Source organism: Vibrio viridaestus, from assembly GCF_003856525.1.
Taxonomy (GTDB): Bacteria; Pseudomonadota; Gammaproteobacteria; order Enterobacterales; family Vibrionaceae; genus Vibrio; species Vibrio viridaestus.
On record NZ_RJVQ01000003.1, the window covers coordinates 471946 to 490448 of the forward strand.

At 42.5% G+C, this 18503-nt stretch carries 17 protein-coding genes; 7 read left to right on the forward strand and 10 right to left on the reverse strand.

The window, feature by feature from the left end; translation table 11 throughout:
• The first annotated feature begins 52 nt into the window (after positions 1–52).
• Entirely contained in the window at positions 53–1471 is a 1419-nt protein-coding gene (locus EES38_RS09760) for a M20 family metallopeptidase (RefSeq protein WP_124936990.1), read from the forward strand.
• Positions 1464–2624 carry a M20 family metallopeptidase gene (locus EES38_RS09765; protein WP_124936991.1) on the forward strand — a complete coding sequence of 387 codons (1161 nt, stop codon included), beginning with the start codon at positions 1464–1466 and terminating at the stop codon, positions 2622–2624. Before EES38_RS09760 ends, EES38_RS09765 begins: the two co-directional genes overlap by 8 nt.
• A gap of 31 nt (positions 2625–2655) precedes the next feature.
• On the opposite strand, the gene EES38_RS09770 is transcribed toward EES38_RS09765, so the two are convergent.
• Positions 2656–3849: a class I SAM-dependent methyltransferase gene (locus EES38_RS09770; RefSeq protein WP_124936992.1), complete on the reverse strand. Its 1194-nt coding sequence runs from the start codon at positions 3847–3849 to the stop codon at positions 2656–2658.
• Between the two features lie 73 nt (positions 3850–3922).
• Positions 3923–4912 carry a helix-turn-helix transcriptional regulator gene (locus EES38_RS09775; RefSeq protein ID WP_124936993.1) on the reverse strand — a complete coding sequence of 330 codons (990 nt, stop codon included), beginning with the start codon at positions 4910–4912 and terminating at the stop codon, positions 3923–3925.
• A gap of 309 nt (positions 4913–5221) precedes the next feature.
• Between EES38_RS09775 and EES38_RS09780 the strand changes: the two genes are divergently transcribed.
• Together EES38_RS09780 and EES38_RS09785 are read left to right on the forward strand one after the other, a co-directional pair.
• On the forward strand, positions 5222–7282 hold the full coding sequence (locus tag EES38_RS09780; RefSeq protein ID WP_124936994.1) for a TonB-dependent receptor: 2061 nt from the start codon (positions 5222–5224) through the stop codon (positions 7280–7282).
• An 834-nt stretch (positions 7283–8116) separates the two neighbouring features.
• Positions 8117–9346: an OprD family outer membrane porin gene (locus EES38_RS09785; protein ID WP_124936995.1), complete on the forward strand. Its 1230-nt coding sequence runs from the start codon at positions 8117–8119 to the stop codon at positions 9344–9346.
• Positions 9347–9393: 47 nt separating this feature from the next.
• Here the strand turns inward: EES38_RS09785 and EES38_RS09790 are convergent, their stop codons facing one another.
• Together EES38_RS09790 and EES38_RS09795 are read right to left on the reverse strand one after the other, a co-directional pair.
• Entirely contained in the window at positions 9394–9792 is a 399-nt protein-coding gene (locus EES38_RS09790; RefSeq protein ID WP_124936996.1) for a tautomerase family protein, read from the reverse strand.
• Positions 9783–10100 carry a carboxymuconolactone decarboxylase family protein gene (locus EES38_RS09795; protein ID WP_124936997.1) on the reverse strand — a complete coding sequence of 106 codons (318 nt, stop codon included), beginning with the start codon at positions 10098–10100 and terminating at the stop codon, positions 9783–9785. Before EES38_RS09795 ends, EES38_RS09790 begins: the two co-directional genes overlap by 10 nt.
• A gap of 100 nt (positions 10101–10200) precedes the next feature.
• Here EES38_RS09795 and EES38_RS09800 point away from each other — a divergent pair, with 100 nt between their 5' ends.
• The 3 genes from EES38_RS09800 to yccX all read left to right on the forward strand — a co-directional run bounded on the left by EES38_RS09800 (position 10201) and on the right by yccX (position 12588).
• Positions 10201–11082, forward strand: coding sequence for a LysR substrate-binding domain-containing protein (locus tag EES38_RS09800; RefSeq protein WP_124936998.1), 882 nt, complete (start codon positions 10201–10203; stop codon positions 11080–11082).
• A 154-nt stretch (positions 11083–11236) separates the two neighbouring features.
• Entirely contained in the window at positions 11237–12211 is a 975-nt protein-coding gene (locus EES38_RS09805; RefSeq protein WP_124936999.1) for an L-lactate dehydrogenase, read from the forward strand.
• A gap of 104 nt (positions 12212–12315) precedes the next feature.
• The gene (gene yccX / locus EES38_RS09810; RefSeq protein ID WP_124937000.1) at positions 12316–12588 is read left to right on the forward strand and encodes an acylphosphatase; all 273 of its coding nucleotides are present in this window, start codon (positions 12316–12318) and stop codon (positions 12586–12588) included.
• Positions 12589–12595: 7 nt separating this feature from the next.
• Here the strand turns inward: yccX and EES38_RS09815 are convergent, their stop codons facing one another.
• The 6 genes from EES38_RS09815 to EES38_RS09840 all read right to left on the reverse strand — a co-directional run bounded on the left by EES38_RS09815 (position 12596) and on the right by EES38_RS09840 (position 18173).
• Positions 12596–12925 carry a TusE/DsrC/DsvC family sulfur relay protein gene (locus tag EES38_RS09815; RefSeq protein ID WP_124937001.1) on the reverse strand — a complete coding sequence of 110 codons (330 nt, stop codon included), beginning with the start codon at positions 12923–12925 and terminating at the stop codon, positions 12596–12598.
• A gap of 174 nt (positions 12926–13099) precedes the next feature.
• Positions 13100–13762 carry a Bax inhibitor-1/YccA family protein gene (locus tag EES38_RS09820; RefSeq protein ID WP_124937002.1) on the reverse strand — a complete coding sequence of 221 codons (663 nt, stop codon included), beginning with the start codon at positions 13760–13762 and terminating at the stop codon, positions 13100–13102.
• 211 nt (positions 13763–13973) lie between these two features.
• Positions 13974–14732 (reverse strand): amino acid ABC transporter ATP-binding protein, encoded by a 759-nt coding sequence (locus EES38_RS09825; RefSeq protein WP_124937003.1) that lies wholly within the window; start codon positions 14730–14732, stop codon positions 13974–13976.
• Between the two features lie 19 nt (positions 14733–14751).
• Positions 14752–15849, reverse strand: a complete 1098-nt coding sequence (locus tag EES38_RS09830) for an amino acid ABC transporter permease (RefSeq protein WP_124937004.1) — start codon at positions 15847–15849, stop codon at positions 14752–14754.
• 1 nt (position 15850) lies between these two features.
• Complete coding sequence (locus tag EES38_RS09835) at positions 15851–17059, reverse strand: amino acid ABC transporter permease (protein ID WP_124937005.1); 1209 nt, start codon at positions 17057–17059, stop codon at positions 15851–15853.
• 85 nt (positions 17060–17144) lie between these two features.
• Positions 17145–18173, reverse strand: a complete 1029-nt coding sequence (locus tag EES38_RS09840) for an amino acid ABC transporter substrate-binding protein (protein WP_124937006.1) — start codon at positions 18171–18173, stop codon at positions 17145–17147.
• Positions 18174–18503 lie beyond the last annotated feature (330 nt).

The following is an 18503-nucleotide window of genomic DNA, read 5'->3' on the forward strand; positions in this document are numbered from 1 at the left end:
CCATTGCCTGTAGTGGGAGAAGGATGAGTCATGCCAGTTATTAGGAGTTATTATGAGTCGCGAGCAAGCCATTCGTACCGTTACCGAACTATATGAATCAGGTGCATTTTTAAAACTACTCAGTGATCGTGTCCAAATTCACAGCGAGAGTCAGACCCCTGATGGTTTTCCAGCCTTATCGACCTATCTTGAATCCAATATTATTCCTTACCTGGAAGCAATGGGGTTTACGTGTGAAATAATGGCCAATCCAAGTTCTGACGATCCCTCTGCTTGGCCACTATTATTGGCGGAACGTATTGAAAGCCCAGAACTACTAACCGTACTTACCTACGGACACGGCGATGTCGTAAGAGGATATGACGACCAATGGCGCACAGGATTAACGCCTTGGGATGTTATCGTCGAAGGTGATAAATGGTATGGACGAGGTACAGCGGATAATAAAGGCCAGCATACAGTCAATTTTGCTGCGCTCAAGGCTGTAATGGATGCTCGAGATGGCAGCCTAGGGTTTAACGTAAAGGTTCTTCTTGAAATGGGTGAGGAAGCTGGCTCTCCAGGGTTAAAGACCTTTTGTGAAACATACAAAGACCGCCTGAAAGCCGATTTATTCATCGCATCCGATGGCCCCCGTGCTGGTGCAGAACTTCCGACTTTGTTCCTTGGTTCACGAGGCTCATTAAACTTCGATCTCACAGTAAATTGTCGTGAGGGTGCTCATCACTCTGGCAACTGGGGTGGTTTACTTGTGAACTCTGCAACTCGATTGATGAATGCATGGAGTACGCTGATTGACGCTAAAGGGCGTATTCTGGTGCCTAAGCTATTACCTCCTGCGATTCCAGACATCGTAAGCGCGGCGGTTAAGGATATTCCTGTCGGACAGGGAAAAGATGATCCTGAAATAGCGCTTGACTGGGGTGAGCCCGGCCTTACGCCGGCAGAACGTGTATTTGGGTGGAACACGCTGGAAATTCTGGCCTGTAAAGCTGGTAACCCCGATGCTCCTGCCAATGCAATTCCGGGGAAAGCATCGATACATGCTCAAATCCGTTATGTTGTCGGTAGTGATGATGACCACTTTTTGGAAGCGATTCGAGATCATCTGAGCGCAAATGGCTTTGACGATGTTGAAGTGACCCCTGCTGGTGTGGTGAAAATGGAAGCAACCAGATTGGACCCTAGCGATTTATGGGTTAAATGGGCACTCAATTCTATCGAATCTACGACCCGTAAGAGCCCAACACTATTGCCTAATCTTGGTGGTTCTATTCCAAATGATTCGTTTGCTTTGACTCTTGGTTTGCCGACTCTGTGGATCCCACATTCCTATCCTGCCTGTTTGCAGCATGGCCCAAATGAGCATATGTTAGGGAGTGTCGCTCTTGAAGCTTTGCAGGTAATGGCGGGAGTTTTTTGGGATTTGGCAGAACAGGGATTGTCAATTAAGGAGCAAAGGAATGGTTGAACCAGGTCTTATTGAGTATGTAGAAACGTGGCTAGAGCAGCATAATCAGGACATGGTTTCTATGCTCGAAACATTGGTTAATATCGATTCATTCAGTCAGAACATCGACGGTGTGAAAAAAGTTCGCGATACGATCATCGAGCATCTAACCGAAGGACATGTCCTTGCTGAGGCGATAGATGTTCAAGACACGGTAGGCGTACTGGCATTCGTTGGAGGAGAGCGAGGAAAAACGTTTGCTCTGACAGGGCATATGGATACCGTCTTCCCAACGGGTGAGGTCGAGATAAGACCTTACACCAGTGATGGTGAACGTGGTTACGGTCCAGGTGTCGCAGATATGAAAGCTGGGCTAGTGATGAATACCCACTTGCTGATGGCGTTTCGTTCTTATGAATTGCATAACAACGTAGTATTACCCTTTCGATTAGCTCTTTTAATGACCGGAGATGAAGAAATTGGTTCTCCGAAAGGACGTAATCTTATCTTTAAATATCTGGAACAGGTTGACGCGGTATTCAATGCAGAACCTGGGCGGGTGTCGGGGAATGTTGTTACATCACGCAAGGGTGGTGGAACCTATGAATTAAAAATTAAAGGTAAAGCCGCTCATGCTGGCGTCAATCACAAAGACGGTATTAGCGCGATTGGCGCGTTAGCTGAAATGATCACTGCAATTCACGGTTTGACGGACTATGAAAAAGGGATAACAACTAACGTGGGCGTTATCTCTGGCGGGACGACACCGAATACGGTAGCAGAATATGCATCGGCAAAGATTGACGTGCGATTTGTGACAATAGAGCAGGGAGAGTGGCTTGATTTTGCTCTACAGGATATTGTCACGACCCATTCAACTAAAGTGGAAGTTGGGTTAGCTAAAATCGCTGGATTCTTACCTTTTGAAGAAAAAATGAGTGAGATGTTGATGTCGGTTTATCGGGAGCAGTCACAAGCTCTTGGGTTGAGCATCGATGGTGAATTTACTGGTGGGTGCTCTGATGCTGGTTGGACGTCATCAATGGGAATCCCGACATTATGTGCAACTGGTCCTGTGGGAGGACATGCTCACACGAGTCGTGAATATTGCTTACTTAATACCTTCTACGAGAGAAGCCGTTTAGTTGCGCGTTGCTGCGTTGCTCTTGTTTAAAAAAAAGCCAGATGAATCTGGCATTTTTTTATTACAGTACTTTGCAGGCGAAGCCTTTTAGATAGAAACCTTCAGGATAGGCTGTATCAATAGGGTGATCAGCAGCTTGCTCAAAGCGTTCGATAAATTTGACCGTTCTGCCTGAGTCAACAGCAGCATCGGCTATCACTTTTTGGAACAAAACCTGATCCATTAAGCCCGAGCAAGAGTAGGTTAGCAGCGTACCGCCTGGGTTAAGTATCTGCATAGCCAGCATATTGATATCTTTGTACCCACGACATGCACCATTAAGTTGGGCTTTCGATTCAGCAAACTTGGGTGGGTCCATGATGACGACATCAAACTTTGTTCCCTGATCTCTGTACTCTCTAAGTAGCTTAAATACATCAGCATTGAGGAAAACGGCCTTCTTCTTGCTGATATCAAATTTATTGAGCTCTGCGTTACTTTTTGCAGTATCCAGTGCTGGTTGAGAAACATCGGCATTGATGACTCGAGAAGCCCCCGCTTTCATTGCGTATAGGCCGAATCCGCCAGTGTAAGAAAAACAGTTTAGGACCTCTTTCCCCTCGAGGTACTTCATTGCCTGAAGTCGGCTATCACGCTGGTCGAGATAAAAGCCGGTTTTATGACCTGACTGGATATCAACCTGAATTTTTATGCCGTTCTCTTCAATAACAACAAACTGTGGAGGCTCAATACCACGCAGCACGCCTGTCGTTTCAGTTAAGCCTTCTTTCTTTCTTACCGCGACATCGGAACGCTCATAGATATTGTGTTCAGGAAAGCAACTGAGTAGTGCATCGCAAATGATTTGCTTATTTTGTTCCGCGGCAGCACTTAAGAATTGGCAGACTAAATAGTTGTCGTATTTATCGATAGTAATACCTGGCATTCCATCTGACTCTGCCGCTATCAGTCGATAACCCGTCAATCCGTCACGTTGAATAATCTCTTCGCGAAGAACCTGAGCATTCTGAATGCGTTCCACGAAAAAATTAAAATCAATTTCGCATTTAGTAAAACTCCAAACGCGAGCACGGATCTGAGAATGAGGTGAATAGCCTGCTTTTGCTAACCACTGGCCTGAGTGGCTAAATACATCAACCGTATCCCCAAGCTCTGGCGTTCCCTCTATTTTTTCGATCGCTCTGGAAAAAATCCATGGATGTTTGCGATAGAGGGACTTTTCACGGCCTTTGGCCAGATAGATTGCTGATGACATGGGAAAACTCTGTGTATTTTACAAGGGCGGGTATTTTCTTTTATGTATGACAGAAAAGCAAATGATATAGGGGTTAAAGACGTTTATTGACTGCAGCCACCGGTGGATAGCCGAACGCTTTTTTAAAGGCGTTAGTAAAATTGGCAGGATGACGATAACCTGCGTTATAAGCCACCTCCGTTACGCTAGCGACGCCTCGTTCTAAATGTTGGCGAGCTATCTCAAGTCGTCTGCGTCTAATGTAGCTTTGTACACTATGACCTAACGTTTGTTTGAACTTTCGTTGCAAACTGGATTCACTCATACCCATCGTTTGCGCCAGCTGTTTTGGTGTGAGCTCACTTGAAAGGTGGGTTTCAATGTATGTTATCAGGCTTCCCAGAGTCATCTTTGACACATGATTTGTCTGGTCGCCTGAGTTGTGTTTGACGTTATTAAGCCGAGAATCGCAGATGACCATTTGCTTAAAAATATTAGCGAAAAGTTGGTAGACCAACGTTTCTAATTCTAATTTCCCGATTAAATTAGATGGTGTATTCGTAGCCATAATAGTTTGCGATAAATTGAGCAATGACTTGTTAATCGAGAGTTCAAAATCACTGAGATGGGATGAGAGAAAGTCGGTAATCAGCTCTGGTGAATCAAGACGTTCTGCAATCCAATTGAGTGGTAATAAAATATTAATTTTTGAAACTTGGTTATTTTGCGTCAGGGTACGTCTGAATGTTGCAGGTTTAGTGAGGTTAACAACCAAACCCTTTGGCACAGTATCGGCGTTCATCTTAAATCGCACATCATCGTAGCTAAAATCCAACTTCCCGCTAAACAAAATAATGACAATCAAGCCTTTATGCGCTGTAGATATAACTTGGTAATCTCTGAGCTCTCGTGAGTTCCCACTGTGTAATGTAAAGCCATTATTGACATGGTAATGCTTAAGATCCGCTTCTAATAGAGCTTCTTTTTGATATTGAGTTTCTGATATAAGGGTTTGTTTTTCATGACTATCAACCCAGTGAACTAAAGCACTTTGTTTAAAAGACGATGGGATTGGTTTACTCATGATGCTTGCCTTATTCTCATAACAATCTGGTGATTTTGCATAACTAAATATGCTGTGAGTCACACAAAAACACACTTACCATAAATGATAACGAATATTATTACCATTACTATTTGTTGGCTGGATTTGGTCACTCAAAGGTAAAAATATTTCGCTAAGAGTGTGTGAACTCCAACAAGCCGTAGAAGTACTCATTGATTCAAACAAGGTTGTCTTCCTGGTTCTGATAAGGTCAATAGGCTGCGTCAGCTAAGTTCCTATCACGCATGTCGCTAATAACAAAAATCATACATTGAGTAGGATATTGGTATGAAACCTAATAAATTAAGCCTTGCCGTGGCTTTTGCGCTTTCTTCGACGCTTTCTTTTGCTGCTATAGCAGAAGAAGCAAATCAAGTGGATTCATTAGATACGATTACCGTCGTGGGTGAGAAAACCAACAAGGATTTAAAACACACCACAACTGCGGTTACGGTTATCGATGCAGACCAGTTTGAAAACGGCCAGAATAAAAAACTAAATGATATAGTGACCTTAGCACCAAACGTTGTGGCCGAGGGTTTTGGTTCAGTCACTATTCGTGGTATCTCAGGAACGGGCGCATCGACAGGACAGTATGCGTATTTAACTGGTAGTCGTTCTCGCATTGCGACTATTGTCGATGGTGTCACGCAGCGCTGGACAGGATACGGTTATTCTCCATCGGGTCTATGGGATGCAAAAAGTGTTGAAGTATTGCGCGGGCCTCAATCAACGTCTCAGGGGACTAATGCTATCGGTGGTGCGCTGGTTTCAACCACAAATGATCCGACTTATGAGTATGAAGCTGCTGTTCGGGCTGGACTAGAAAATTACGAAAATGGTAATTTTAAAAATAATCTTGCTGTGATGTTCAATACCCCGTTAATTGAAAATGAATTGGCTCTACGTGTAGCCGTGGATGGGACAAAAGGGGAAGGGTGGCTAAACTACACTCAGGAAACCGATCAGCTAGATGTTGGGCCTGACGTGAACGATTCAAAAAACCTCAATTTAAGAGCAAAACTACTTTGGGAACCCAGCGCAATACCAGGATTGTCTGCCAAGTTAACGTACAACTATCATAAGTACGAGGGTGAATTTCTTACGTGGGTTAATGACAGTGATGATGGTTACGGATCGCAAACATTAGAGTTAAAAGCGAGCTCCCAAAATGGTAATACTCGCCTGCAAGATACCGATATCCATACAATAGCGCTTGATGTGAACTACGATTTTTCGAATGGTATTTCTAACCTTACTCATTTTGACTATCAACTCAATCATATTACCTTTTATCAGTATCCATTAAATAAAACTGAGCTAGATAACAAACTGTATACCTATGAGTTAGATAACAGAGTGAGCTTCGCCGTGCCAGATTCGGATTGGTCTGGTATGACGGGAATTTACTTTTCGCATGAGAAAAACGATTTTGATATCGATAATAACGTTAATGGTTGGACAAGCTATGCAAGCCTCGCTGACTCTCAAGTGATTGCTCTATACGGAGAAACAACGTATGCAATGTCTCAGCGTTGGAATCTGATTGGCGGTGCTCGTCTTGAAAATAACTCGGTTGATCGAGATATGGTATATGCGCCGAAGGGAACGGCTTACAATCTTGCACAAAACGATGACGAAACTGTATTTCTACCTAAAGTCGGTATGACATACGACCTGACGGACAGCACGACTGTCGGCGGAAACGTTCGTCGAGGCTATAATGCTGGTGGTGCAGGCCTCAAAATGAGTACGGATGAATACTATTCTTATGATAAAGAAACGGTCATTGCCTATGAACTGACAGCAAAAACGCAGTTTGGTAATCGAGCCACGCTATCAAGTAACTTGTTCTATAACGACTATGATGGTTATCAGGCGCAATCTGATTCTAAGATTACCAACGTCGATTCTTCTCATACTTATGGACTTGAGCTTGAGGGTACATTCTGGGCTACGAATGACCTAATGTTACGTGGTTCCGCCGGGCTACTTGATTCAAAAGTCGATGCGAACAGCAACACAACGGGTGACGAGCTGCCGTATGCGCCTCACGCTAACTTGAGTGTTGGCTTTACGCAGTATATCGGAGAAAGTTTCTCATTCGGTGCTGATACTAAGTACGTTAGTGAATATTACTCTGATTTGGATAATGACAGTGATTACACTGCAGGGGACTACGTCACAGCAGACGCAAGGCTAAGCTACACTTGGGGTGATTTCACCATTGATGGATACATCAAAAACTTAGCAAACGCTGATGTCATTCTGCTTAAATCGAGCAGTCCAGAAAGAGCATCAGTAGGGCAAACCCGCACTTACGGATTAAATGTTACCTATAAAATGTAATATTTAATTATCATTTTAAAGTTTCTATCTTGGTAAAAAATGTCGTAAAGGGCTGACTTTTCTCTCTTTACGGCTTTATTTTGCCGTTATTATTCTAGCCGCCAATATTTGCCTATACCGTTCCAGACTTTTATCAATTATCAAATTAATTAACATGTGGTTATTGAATCAAGATATTCGAGAGGGAAAGTTGATTAATGTCTTACCCGATTGGCAAGCGGCACCGTTACCCGTCTACATTATTTATCCTTATGCAAAGTTCTAGCTAGCCAAACTCACCGCTTTTATTCAGTTTTTGCGTTCACGGGGCTAGTCAGTTCTACAGTCTGTTATCGAAACAATTAGCTAACTTTAACGAGATAATGGTGCATTGAAGTTACACGAAAAGTAAAAAAGTTTCAGATCGTCTTTGCCCATAAATTGCGCAATTTTTTCTTTTGATAAAAAATAATAAAATGTTTTACAAAAAATGATCAAAATTAGTGCTTAAGGAATTACTTAAGTAATATCCTAAATTTTTCATTAAATTCAATAATCCTTCATGTATCAGGATTTTTCTATATTTCATTTCATAATAATCAATGAGTTAATGTGGTGCGTTATAGTCGAATAAAGTGTGTAATCATTGCACTTAATTTAGGCGTTGCACCATTTATTGCACCAATTTAAATGATGAATTTTAGTTGAATATTCAATTGACTTTTAATCTATATCGTAGCAAGTATATAGAGGTGCACTTGAGCCGACCGTACGGATAGGTTGGCTAGTGTGCCGTAACAAAAATAAATGGATTTAAAATTCATAAAAAGTCAGTCATACAAATTAGGATAAAATATGAAACGGAATTCAACAGATATTCTGAGAGTTTGTCTGCTCTCTACGTGCGCCTATTTGCCAGTAATGGCTCACGCCGATTTCTTAGATGACAGTTCTATTCAACTCGATCTCAAAAACTTCTATTTGGACAGAGATTACTCGGGTACAACCTCCGATGTAAGTAGTTGGTCTCAAGGGGCTGATCTGCAATTCTTCTCTGGATATACCGATACCGCCTTACAGTTCGGTTTTGATGCTTCTGCCCAGGGGGCAATCACGCTCGATTCTGAGGGAAATGACGGAACACTTCCATACGATACGACGACGAGTGAAGCGCAAGACGATTACGGACGAGTTGGTGCCACATTTAAGATGAAATACTCAAAAACCAAATTAACGGTTGGTGATCATCGCCCCCATCTTCCCATTGCCTGGGATGATACGAGCCGTCAGCTTGATACCATCTATCAGGGTGCCGTTATTCAAACAGATGAAATTGATGGATTGAGTCTGACTGGTGGACATTTTTGGTCAGCGGTAACTCGTAATAGTGAGAAAAAAGAAGACTTTTATCTATGGGGAGGAGATGGTCAGGAACGCAGTGACGGTCTTTCTTTTGCTGGCGGTACTTATGATGTAACAAAATCACTCGCTGCGACCTACTTTTATGCTGAACTTAAAGATATTTACACTCAGCAATATGCCGGGTTGAAGCACAGGGCTGAATTGGGTGGCGACTATAGGCTGACGACTGATATTCGCTATTTTGATAACAGTGATAATGGTGATGATTTATATGGAAAAGTGGACGGCAGTGCTTTTGGTACGATGTTTACATTAAATAAATCAAATCATATGTTTGCATTAAGTTACCAGAGCATGAATAGCGACAGTTTCTTTCCAACGATGAACGGTTATATTCCACAGCCTTATCTAGTACATTGGTCGTCATTAGCTTTTGTTCGCCCAGACGAAAAATCGTATGGTGTTCGATACGGGTATAACTTTAAAGACTTTGACTTACCTGGGCTCGACTTATTTGCACGCTATATCTACGGCAACGATATTAATGTAGGAAGCGATAGCAATGCTAATGAGATAGAGCGCGACATCTACGTAAGCTACACGATTCAGGAAGGTTCGCTTCAAGGGCTGAAATTTGACTTAAGAAATATCCATGTGAATAAATCGTTTTCAGATGGCTACGACGAGTATCGATTTATCACCACCTATACATTTAAAAGTTAGTCTTCCTAACCGGGTCATGGACCCGGTTTCTATTTTTCATCAAGCTTTTAGCCTTCTAACATTTTCGTTGAAAACACATCTCCATTGCTAAAGCTCCAGTCGCTAGCGTCAGTGTATTGGATGATAACCATAATGTCGGCTGAGCGTATCGAAGTTTGCTTGGTCAATTGGAGGCACAACTCGCGATAGAAACGGGTTTTCTGTGTTAAGTTCCTAGGTTTACCTGCGGTGATGTAGAAAAGAATATATCCACTAGTGCGACCTGGGGAGAGATACTCACGATCAACGATGATATTATTCTTCTCAACTTCTTCAATTATTTGAAATTGGTCTCTCACAGGAACATCAAACTCGTTGACTAACACAGCGTGCAATATGTGCGATATTTTATTTAACTCGTTACGACTGTAGTGTTCCTTTTGAACAATAATTCGGGTTAGCGGCATGATTCATCCTTCTCTGGCAATCGTTCGAGGGCGCATATCGCACTGGGCCAACCTGTGTAAAAAGCGAGGTGCGTAAATATTTCTATCAGTTCATCTAGGTTTAGCCCGTTTTGTATTGCGTAGTGAATATGCCACTCTAATTGATCGTGTCTTCCTAATGCCGTCAATGCTCCTAGTGTAATTAAACTTCTTTCTCGGCTACTCAGTTCTTCTCGTTGCCAAATATCGTTGAATAAAACCGTGTTGGTTATCTCTGCTAATTTTGGAGCAATACCCACCAAGGACTCTTTATTGAGTATTTTTGTCATTCTATTTTCCTCTTCAGTGTCTGAATGACATTGTTTACGATTTTTATATTGTATAAAATCAAAACTATTGGGAATTAATGTCCTGAATTAGAGGATTGTAATGAAGAGACCCGAAGCTTTAGATCTCGATGCTTTGCGCACGTTTGTGACTGGAATTGATGCTGGAAACTACGCTATTGCGGCACAAAGATTAAGTCGTTCGACATCTGCTGTGAGTGCGCAATTGAAAAAATTAGAAGCACAGTGTGACAGGCAGCTTTTACAAAAAGAGGGGAGAGGCTTAACGCTGACTCAAGATGGCGAGCTTTTACTAAGTTATGCGCGTAGGCTTTTAGCTGTGAATGATGAAGCGCTACTCGCACTCAAACAACGGCAAATGGATGGTAAAGTGACCATCGGATTTCAGGAAGATTTTAGCGATATTTTGATTCCTAATCTTCTTGGCCGGTTTTGTCGGGCTTACCCTGCTGTTGAAGTGGAAGCGCAATCCGGTAGGAATCGTATGCTTACAGAATCGGTTGAGTGTTGTGCTCTTGACTACGCCCTTTGCTGGGAAGCCCCAGATCAGTATGATGCTGACTCTCATGTGGCTGAGTTGCCGTTGTATTGGATAGGACTTGATGAGACGATCGTCATCAATGCTATGAGTAGTGGTGATCCTCTTCCGCTTGTCATGCTCGAAGCTCCATGTGTGATCCGGAACATGGCAATCGAGGCGTTAGACAACGCAAATATCCCATGGCGAATGTCTTTTACCAGTGGCAGTCTTAGCAGTGTTTGGGCCGCAACGCGAGCCGGAATGGGCGTGACTGTTCGCTCTAGTGTCGGAATGCCTACCAGTTTAAAATATCTTGTTTCTTCTTCACTACCGTCTCTCCCACAACTTGGTTTATCACTAAAAGAGTCTAAAACGATCAAAGGTGTTGCTCAAACCACATTAAAGTCACTTCTAATGGAAGAATTGCAGGCTTCGATTGCGTAAGCGTGATGACAGCCACCGTAAATATGAGTTTACATGGTGTTTTTTGCTTTGTTCCAGTTCAACGATGCGCATAATACAGCCGATCTGCTAATGTACGATTAACAAATTCGTTATGGAATAACGAGTGCATTTGATTTGTACAGGGAGAGTTGGCATGACTATTAGCCAAAGTAAACTGGCCATTATTGGTATGGGGCACGTTGGTTGCGCATTAGCACATCACCTTACTATAAGTAATACGTGTGATGAGTTGATTCTGATTAACCGTCGAATTGAAAAAGCATGGTCGGAGGCCGAAGACCTCAAGCATTCTTTGGGTTTCTCAGAGAATCGTATGAGAATCCGATCTGGAGACTACTCTGATTGCTCTGATGCAGACATTGTTGTGTTGTCAGTAGCGGCACCCTACAAAGATGGTTATACCCGTTTAGACATGCTGGAACAGGCTACATCCATTGTCAGTGACATCGTACCAAAGGTTATGGCGAGTGGTTTTTGCGGTATATTTATTGTAATCACCAATCCCGTTGACGCCATTACTTACCTAGTCCATAAACTGTCGGGTTTGTCTGCGAACAAAGTTATTGGGACGGGGACATCGCTTGATTCTGCACGGTTACGTTATTTTCTCGCTGATACAATGGAAGTGGATCCCCGTAGTGTCGAGGCGATGTGTATGGGAGAACATGGCGACTCGCAAATGATACCCTGGAGTCAGGTTACCGTCGGCGCGAAGCATTTTGTGCAAATTCTTCATGATAATCCAGAAAGACTCTCTGGAATTGAAATTGAGAAAGTACAGAAAGAGATTAGCCAGATTGCCTATCGAGTCGTGAAAGCAAAAGGGGCGACGGACTATGGTATCGCATCGGTTGCTGCCAAAATGATAAGAGCAATTATTCGTGATGGTAATATTGTTATGCCTGCATCAGTGATGTTAAAAGGTGAGTATGGTGAAACGGATGTTTACGCGGGAGTTCCTGCCGTGATCACTCGTAACGGTATAAAAGAATTGGTTACCTATCATCTGCAAGATAACGAACTTGCTGCATTTAAAGCATCGGTTTCGATATTAAGAAATGTCAACAAAACGATGATGAACGCGATAACGACAGAGCAGCTCGTGTAGTTGAACACAGTACAATATGTAGTTTGTTATTCATGGTTTAGTTGAGTGATCTTTGCCATACTCGGTAATAATGGCTAGGCATAACCTTGTACTTTGGAGTTCAAATGGAGAAAAGCGAAAAGTTTATTGTATCGGGAATCGTGCAGGGAGTTGGCTTTCGTTACTTTACTGCAAATCAAGGTCTCAAGTTAGGTTTAACCGGATATGCTCGTAATCTGAGTAGTGGGGACGTAGAAGTGGTTGCAACGGGTAAACCGGAGCAAATTGAACTGCTATATGAATGGCTACACACCGGGTCACCGATGGCAACAGTTGATCACATAGAAAGAATGGAGTTTTTTCCAGAGAAGCCATTCCGAGGCTTCTCTACGCATTAGGCTCCGATTATAAGCATTTAGCCGGCTTGGGTAGTCCTGCTAGCTTGGTTGCCTGCTTCGCTGGGCCTTCACGGAATAGTTTAAATAGGTATTTGCTGCTGCCTTTTTCTGGGCCGTATTCTTTAGCCATCGCCTTGACCAGCATACGAATCGCTGGAGAAGTATTGTATTCTTCGTAAAAGCGACGAACAAACATGATTACCTCTAAATGATCATCAGTCAGTTCAATACCTTCTGTTTTCGCCAGTTCAGGTATCATTTCTTCTTCCCACAAAGAGAAATCCAACAAGTAGCCTTCTTTATCTGTTGCGATTGGATTACCTTTATACATCAACATTGTAATACATAACCTTATGTTTAATTTTGTGAAGCATATGATCTTAAGGCGCTAAGTTTACGCTGATGGATGTCCTTATGACAAGTGAGCATCTCGCTTACGTAGACTAAATGGCCTAACAACAAAAAAGCCTCCGTAAAGGAGGCTTTGGAAACTATGATCTAATTGCAATAATTAGTCGTCGTTCATCACACCAAGCAAACTTAGTAAGCTTAGGAACAAGTTATAGATAGACACGTAAAGTGTCACTGTCGCTGAAATATAGTTTGTTTCACCGCCACGAACGATTTGCTGAGTCGTCAGCAGAATTGCACCCGTTGAGAACAAAACAAATAGAGCGCTCATAGCAAGGTAAAGAGCTGGCATCTGTAGGAAGATGTTAGCAACCATACCAACAAGCAGAACGACGAAACCTGCCATTAACATCCCGCTAAGGAATGATAGGTCACGTTTTGTTGTTAGTGCGTACGCTGAAGCAGCCATAAATGTTAATGCTGTACCACCGAGCGCTGTAAGAACAACGTCTCCCATTCCAGCACTAACGTACATGTTCAAGATTGGACCTAACGTATAGCCTAGGAATCCTGTAAACAGGAATGTAAAGACAACACCTAAGCTGCTGTTACGATTTTTCTCTGTTAAGAACAGTAAGCCGTAGAAACCAACTAGGGTAATAATTAGCCCCGGACGTGGTAGGTTCATCGCCATAGATACACCAGCAACAACAGCTGACCATAGCAGTGTCATTGATAGTAGCGCATAAGTATTGCGCAGAACTTTGTTCGTTTGCAGTACACTGCTTTGTGATGACGTTTGAGAATAGATAGGTCTGTTCATACTCTTCCTCGTATGGTTATTACCCGTTTATTTATAAGACATTTATGGGGACAGAAGTTCAATATTTCAAGTCCCTACATTTTCATACTTCTATAATAATCAATTTGAGGCGACAAGTAAGGGGGAAGTTGTAACACAATCTTTCTATTTATTGTGTTCTACATAAGAAAAGAGACACCAGATGGTGTCTCTTTGTATGTGTAACTGTCCTTTAGTGAGAAAGAATCTGCGACAGGAAGTTCTGTGTACGATCCGACTGAGGATTTTCGAAGAATTCTTTTGGATTGTTTTCTTCAATAATCTCACCAGCATCCATAAAGATGACTCGGTCTGCGACTTCTTTAGCAAAGCCCATCTCGTGAGTAACACAAAGCATGGTCATACCTTCACTTGCTAGCTCGACCATAACGTCAAGTACTTCACGTACCATCTCTGGGTCGAGTGCCGATGTAGGTTCATCGAATAACATGACTTGTGGGTTCATACATAGTGAGCGGGCTATCGCTACACGCTGTTGCTGACCACCGGATAATTGTCCTGGATATTTCAGTGCCTGATTCGGAATTTTCACACGCTCAAGGTATTTCATCGCGATGGCCTCAGCTTCTTTCTTAGGCATTTTTTTCACCCAGATAGGAGCAAGAGTACAGTTTTCCAACACGGTTAAGTGAGGGAATAAGTTGAAGTGCTGGAAACACATACCAACTTCACGACGAACTAGCTCGATATCCTTTAGGTCTTCGGTCAGTTCGTTATTGTTTACGATGATCTTACCTTTTTGATGCTCTTCAAGGCGGTTAATACAACGAATCATTGTTGACTTCCCCGAACCTGAAGGGCCACAGATAACAATCTTTTCGCCTTTTTTTACGTTTAGATTGATATCTTTTAGTACGTGAAATTCACCGTACCACTTATTCATGTGTTTAATTTGAATCATGAAATCTTCGTTTGAATCTTGCAGCGTCATAATACGTCCTTAATTCTGCTTATCGTTTGTGGCCGGTATTTAATTTATTTTCTAGCCATATCGAGTATCTCGACATGCCAAAACAAAATATCCAGAACACTAACGCGACAAATACATAACTTTCAGTTGAATAGCCTAGCCAATTCGGGTCGGTATTCGCCGCCTGACCAATACCAAGGACGTCAAACATACCAATAATAAGAACAAGGCTGGTATCTTTAAACAGACCGATGAAAGTGTTTACGATAGATGGAATCGTAATCTTTAATGCTTGCGGCATAATAACAAGTGCGATTTTTTTCGAGTAGTTCAATCCCAACGCATCGGCAGCTTCATACTGGCCTTTGGGGATGGCTTGAAGACCACCACGAATTACCTCAGCCATATACGCTGAGCTAAACATCACCACACCAATTAAGGCACGAACCAGTTTATTGGCTTCTGTTCCATGAGATAAGAATAGAGGCAACATCACTGACGCCATAAACAATACAGTAATCAACGGAACACCACGCCAAACTTCAATATACACAGTACAAAGACTGCGTATCACTGGCATGTCTGAACGACGGCCTAACGCAAGAAGAATACCAATTGGTAATGAAACCACGATACCTACTAAGGCGATAATCAATGTAATCATCAGGCCGCCCCATTTATGCGTATCAACAATAGGTAGGCCGAATAGGTGTCCTTCAAGCAGTTCACCAATTAAAAATGGGTAAACTGTTACAGTGAAGAGAAATATCCACGCGCGCTTTGGTGTTTTGTCATAAGCGATTAACGCGATTAAAATAGCTAATGTCGCGAAAAAGATCTGAGGTCTCCATATCTCAGCTTCTGGGTAGAAGCCAAACATGAATTGCTCAAAGCGAACGCTGATAAATACCCAGCACGCACCGTCTTTTGTACACGCATCGCGAGTATCACCCATCCAGTTAGCATTGATAAATGCCCAGTCGACGACATGCCAAATTCCAGTAAACGCAAAATAAGCGATGACAAAAGTCAAAACAGTATTAACAGGGCTGTTGAACAGATTTTTTAGCATCCATCCCATCACACCTCGTGTGTTGGCTGGTGGTGGGAGATCTGGAAGGAATTCGTGCTTTTTCATATTATCTCTCCACCAACGCAACTTTCTTGTTGTAAAGGTTCATCAGAACCGATGTCAGAATACTTAGGCCGAGGTACACACCCATTGTCATAGCAATAATTTCGATTGCCTGACCTGTTTGGTTCAATGTCGTACCCGCAAACACAGAAACGAGATCAGGATAGCCTATGGCCATCGCTAATGACGAGTTCTTGGTGAGGTTCAAGTATTGGCTGGTAAGCGGTGGAATAATAATTCTCATCGCTTGTGGGATAATAACTAATTTCAAAGCCTTTGAGCGTGGGACGCCAAGAGACATTGCTGCTTCTGTTTGCCCATAGTTCACTGCGTTGATACCAGAGCGAACTATCTCAGCAATAAATGCTGCAGTGTAGACGCTTAGCGCTAGTAGCAATGCCGCCAGTTCAGGCATAATTCCTATACCACCTCTAAAGTTAAAACCTTGAAGGTGAGGGTAATCAGCTGAAATAGGCATGCCTGCAATGAAGTATACGACCACAGGTAAAGCGATGATCAGACCAAGTGCAACTCGTCCGATTGGAAACTGTTGACCGGTAAGTTTTTGGCGGTTTTTAGCCCAAACATTAATAGCAATTGTCGCTACGATACCAATGATGAATGCAGCAATGACTACACCGCTGCCAGCTTCAAACACTGGTGCTGGTAAATATAATCCGCGAACATTCAGAAACACAGATTCACCGATAGACATACTCTGTCTCGGTGATGGTAGTGCCTGAAGCACTGCAAAGTACCAGAATAGAATTTGCAGCAGAAGGGGTATATTACGGAAGGTCTCTATGTAAACCGCAGCGATGCGGCTAACTAACCAGTTAGACGATAAACGAGCGATACCAAGGACAAATCCGATAATGGTTGCGAAGAATATACCGAGTGCAGATACTAGAGCCGTGTTGAGAAGACCGACAAAAAAGGTCCGGGCATAAGTATCTGTTTCTGTGTAATCGATCAGTGATAATCCAATACCAAACCCGGCAGGTTGGTCCAGGAAGCCAAAGCCAGTTGCAATACCACGAGCTTCTAGGTTTGATAACGCGTTGCTTACAAGCGTGTAAACAAAAAAGCCTAAAGCGAAGATAGCAATAACTTGGAAGGCGACTGATCGAAAAGTAGGATTGTAAAACAAATTTGTGTTCTTTGATGGAGCGATAGGCTCCGCCTCTGAAACACGATTATTCTCAGGTTTCATACAGCTATAACCTCTAATCTAATCCATATTTTCGAGAAAAGGGCGAGAGTGAATCCCGCCCTGTCTGTTTAGCTTAGAAAGTTAATTAACGTAGTGGTGGAGCGTACATGAAGCCACCAGCATTCCATAGCGCGTTTACGCCACGAGAAATTTGAAGTGGTGAGCCTTTACCAACTGTTTTTTCAAACACTTCACCGTAGTTACCAACTTGCTTAACGATTTGGTAACCCCAGTCATCACGAATACCAAGGCCAGTACCTTTTGGACCATCTTCACCTAGGATACGAGCGATGTTTGGATCAGAAGATTTCTTCATTTCATCAACGTTTTGAGAAGTGATACCATATTCTTCAGCGTTGATCATTGCGAATAGAGTCCACTTAGCTACGTTGAACCATTTATCATCGTCTTGACGAACTACCGGACCAAGAGGTTCTTTTGAAATGATTTCTGGTAGAACGACTGCAGTACTAGGATCTGCTAGGTTTAGACGAAGAGCGTATAGACCTGATTGGTCAGTAGTAAGAACGTCACAACGTCCTGAGTCGAAACCTTTTGCTGTTTGAGCACCTGTATCAAAAACAACTGGTTTGTATGTCATACCACTTTTACGGAAGTAATCCGCAAGGTTAAGTTCTGTTGTTGTGCCAGACTGCACACATACTGATGCGCCGTCCAGTTCCTTAGCACTTTTAACACCAAGTGATTTCTTGACCATAAAACCTTGACCATCGTAGTAGTTAACGCCAACGAAGTTAAGACCAAGGGCAGTATCACGTTGTAGTGTCCATGTTGTATTGCGCGAAAGAATGTCGATTTCACCAGATTGTAGCGCTGTGAAACGTTCTTTAGCTGTTAATGGCACGTATTTTACTTTAGTTTTATCACCTAGAACCGCTGCTGCTACTGCTTGACAGTATTCGACGTCGATACCTTCCCATTCACCTTTTTCATTTGGGTTAGAAAAGCCTGGAAGACCAGTACTAACGCCACAAGTAAGGTAGCCTTGAGAAAGTACTTTGTCTAAGGTACTTTCAGCTGCTGATGCAGTTGTAGAGACAAGTGCAGCAGAAACAGCTACAGCGGAGGCTAGAAGTGTGAGTTTGTTTGCCATTTGTATCCTTCCTGTATGATCCATATGTAAACAGGGTAACCCTGGTACAAGGTACATAAATGTTGTGTTTGTTTGTTATTAGCGCTGCATCTACTAAGCAAAAAGATTGCCACTTATTAGTGCAGACTTTTTAAAGCGTAGGTAGAAATTAAAATTTTCTCAAATCTGTGGTCATTAGACTTATAATTGAACTCTTACCTACGGGTTTTAGAATGGCGAATTGTTATTCAAATGTAAATGGTGCAAATGAGTTCCATTGTGGTGCAACAGAATGTCCTGTTTTTTGTGGAGTGGCATAACTATACAAATAACTGGATAATTTGGTTTTAA

Coding starts and splice junctions, on each gene's coding strand:
- EES38_RS09840 (WP_124937006.1), bottom strand. CDS start 18,173: ATGGCAAACAAACTCACACTTCTAGCCTCCGCTGTAGCTGTTTCTGCT.
- EES38_RS09805 (WP_124936999.1), top strand. CDS start 11,237: ATGACTATTAGCCAAAGTAAACTGGCCATTATTGGTATGGGGCACGTT.
- EES38_RS09760 (WP_124936990.1), top strand. CDS start 53: ATGAGTCGCGAGCAAGCCATTCGTACCGTTACCGAACTATATGAATCA.
- EES38_RS09825 (WP_124937003.1), bottom strand. CDS start 14,732: ATGACGCTGCAAGATTCAAACGAAGATTTCATGATTCAAATTAAACAC.
- EES38_RS09775 (WP_124936993.1), bottom strand. CDS start 4,912: ATGAGTAAACCAATCCCATCGTCTTTTAAACAAAGTGCTTTAGTTCAC.
- EES38_RS09780 (WP_124936994.1), top strand. CDS start 5,222: ATGAAACCTAATAAATTAAGCCTTGCCGTGGCTTTTGCGCTTTCTTCG.
- EES38_RS09770 (WP_124936992.1), bottom strand. CDS start 3,849: ATGTCATCAGCAATCTATCTGGCCAAAGGCCGTGAAAAGTCCCTCTAT.
- EES38_RS09785 (WP_124936995.1), top strand. CDS start 8,117: ATGAAACGGAATTCAACAGATATTCTGAGAGTTTGTCTGCTCTCTACG.
- EES38_RS09765 (WP_124936991.1), top strand. CDS start 1,464: ATGGTTGAACCAGGTCTTATTGAGTATGTAGAAACGTGGCTAGAGCAG.
- yccX (WP_124937000.1), top strand. CDS start 12,316: ATGGAGAAAAGCGAAAAGTTTATTGTATCGGGAATCGTGCAGGGAGTT.
- EES38_RS09800 (WP_124936998.1), top strand. CDS start 10,201: ATGAAGAGACCCGAAGCTTTAGATCTCGATGCTTTGCGCACGTTTGTG.
- EES38_RS09830 (WP_124937004.1), bottom strand. CDS start 15,849: ATGAAAAAGCACGAATTCCTTCCAGATCTCCCACCACCAGCCAACACA.
- EES38_RS09795 (WP_124936997.1), bottom strand. CDS start 10,100: ATGACAAAAATACTCAATAAAGAGTCCTTGGTGGGTATTGCTCCAAAA.
- EES38_RS09790 (WP_124936996.1), bottom strand. CDS start 9,792: ATGCCGCTAACCCGAATTATTGTTCAAAAGGAACACTACAGTCGTAAC.
- EES38_RS09820 (WP_124937002.1), bottom strand. CDS start 13,762: ATGAACAGACCTATCTATTCTCAAACGTCATCACAAAGCAGTGTACTG.
- EES38_RS09815 (WP_124937001.1), bottom strand. CDS start 12,925: ATGTTGATGTATAAAGGTAATCCAATCGCAACAGATAAAGAAGGCTAC.
- EES38_RS09835 (WP_124937005.1), bottom strand. CDS start 17,059: ATGAAACCTGAGAATAATCGTGTTTCAGAGGCGGAGCCTATCGCTCCA.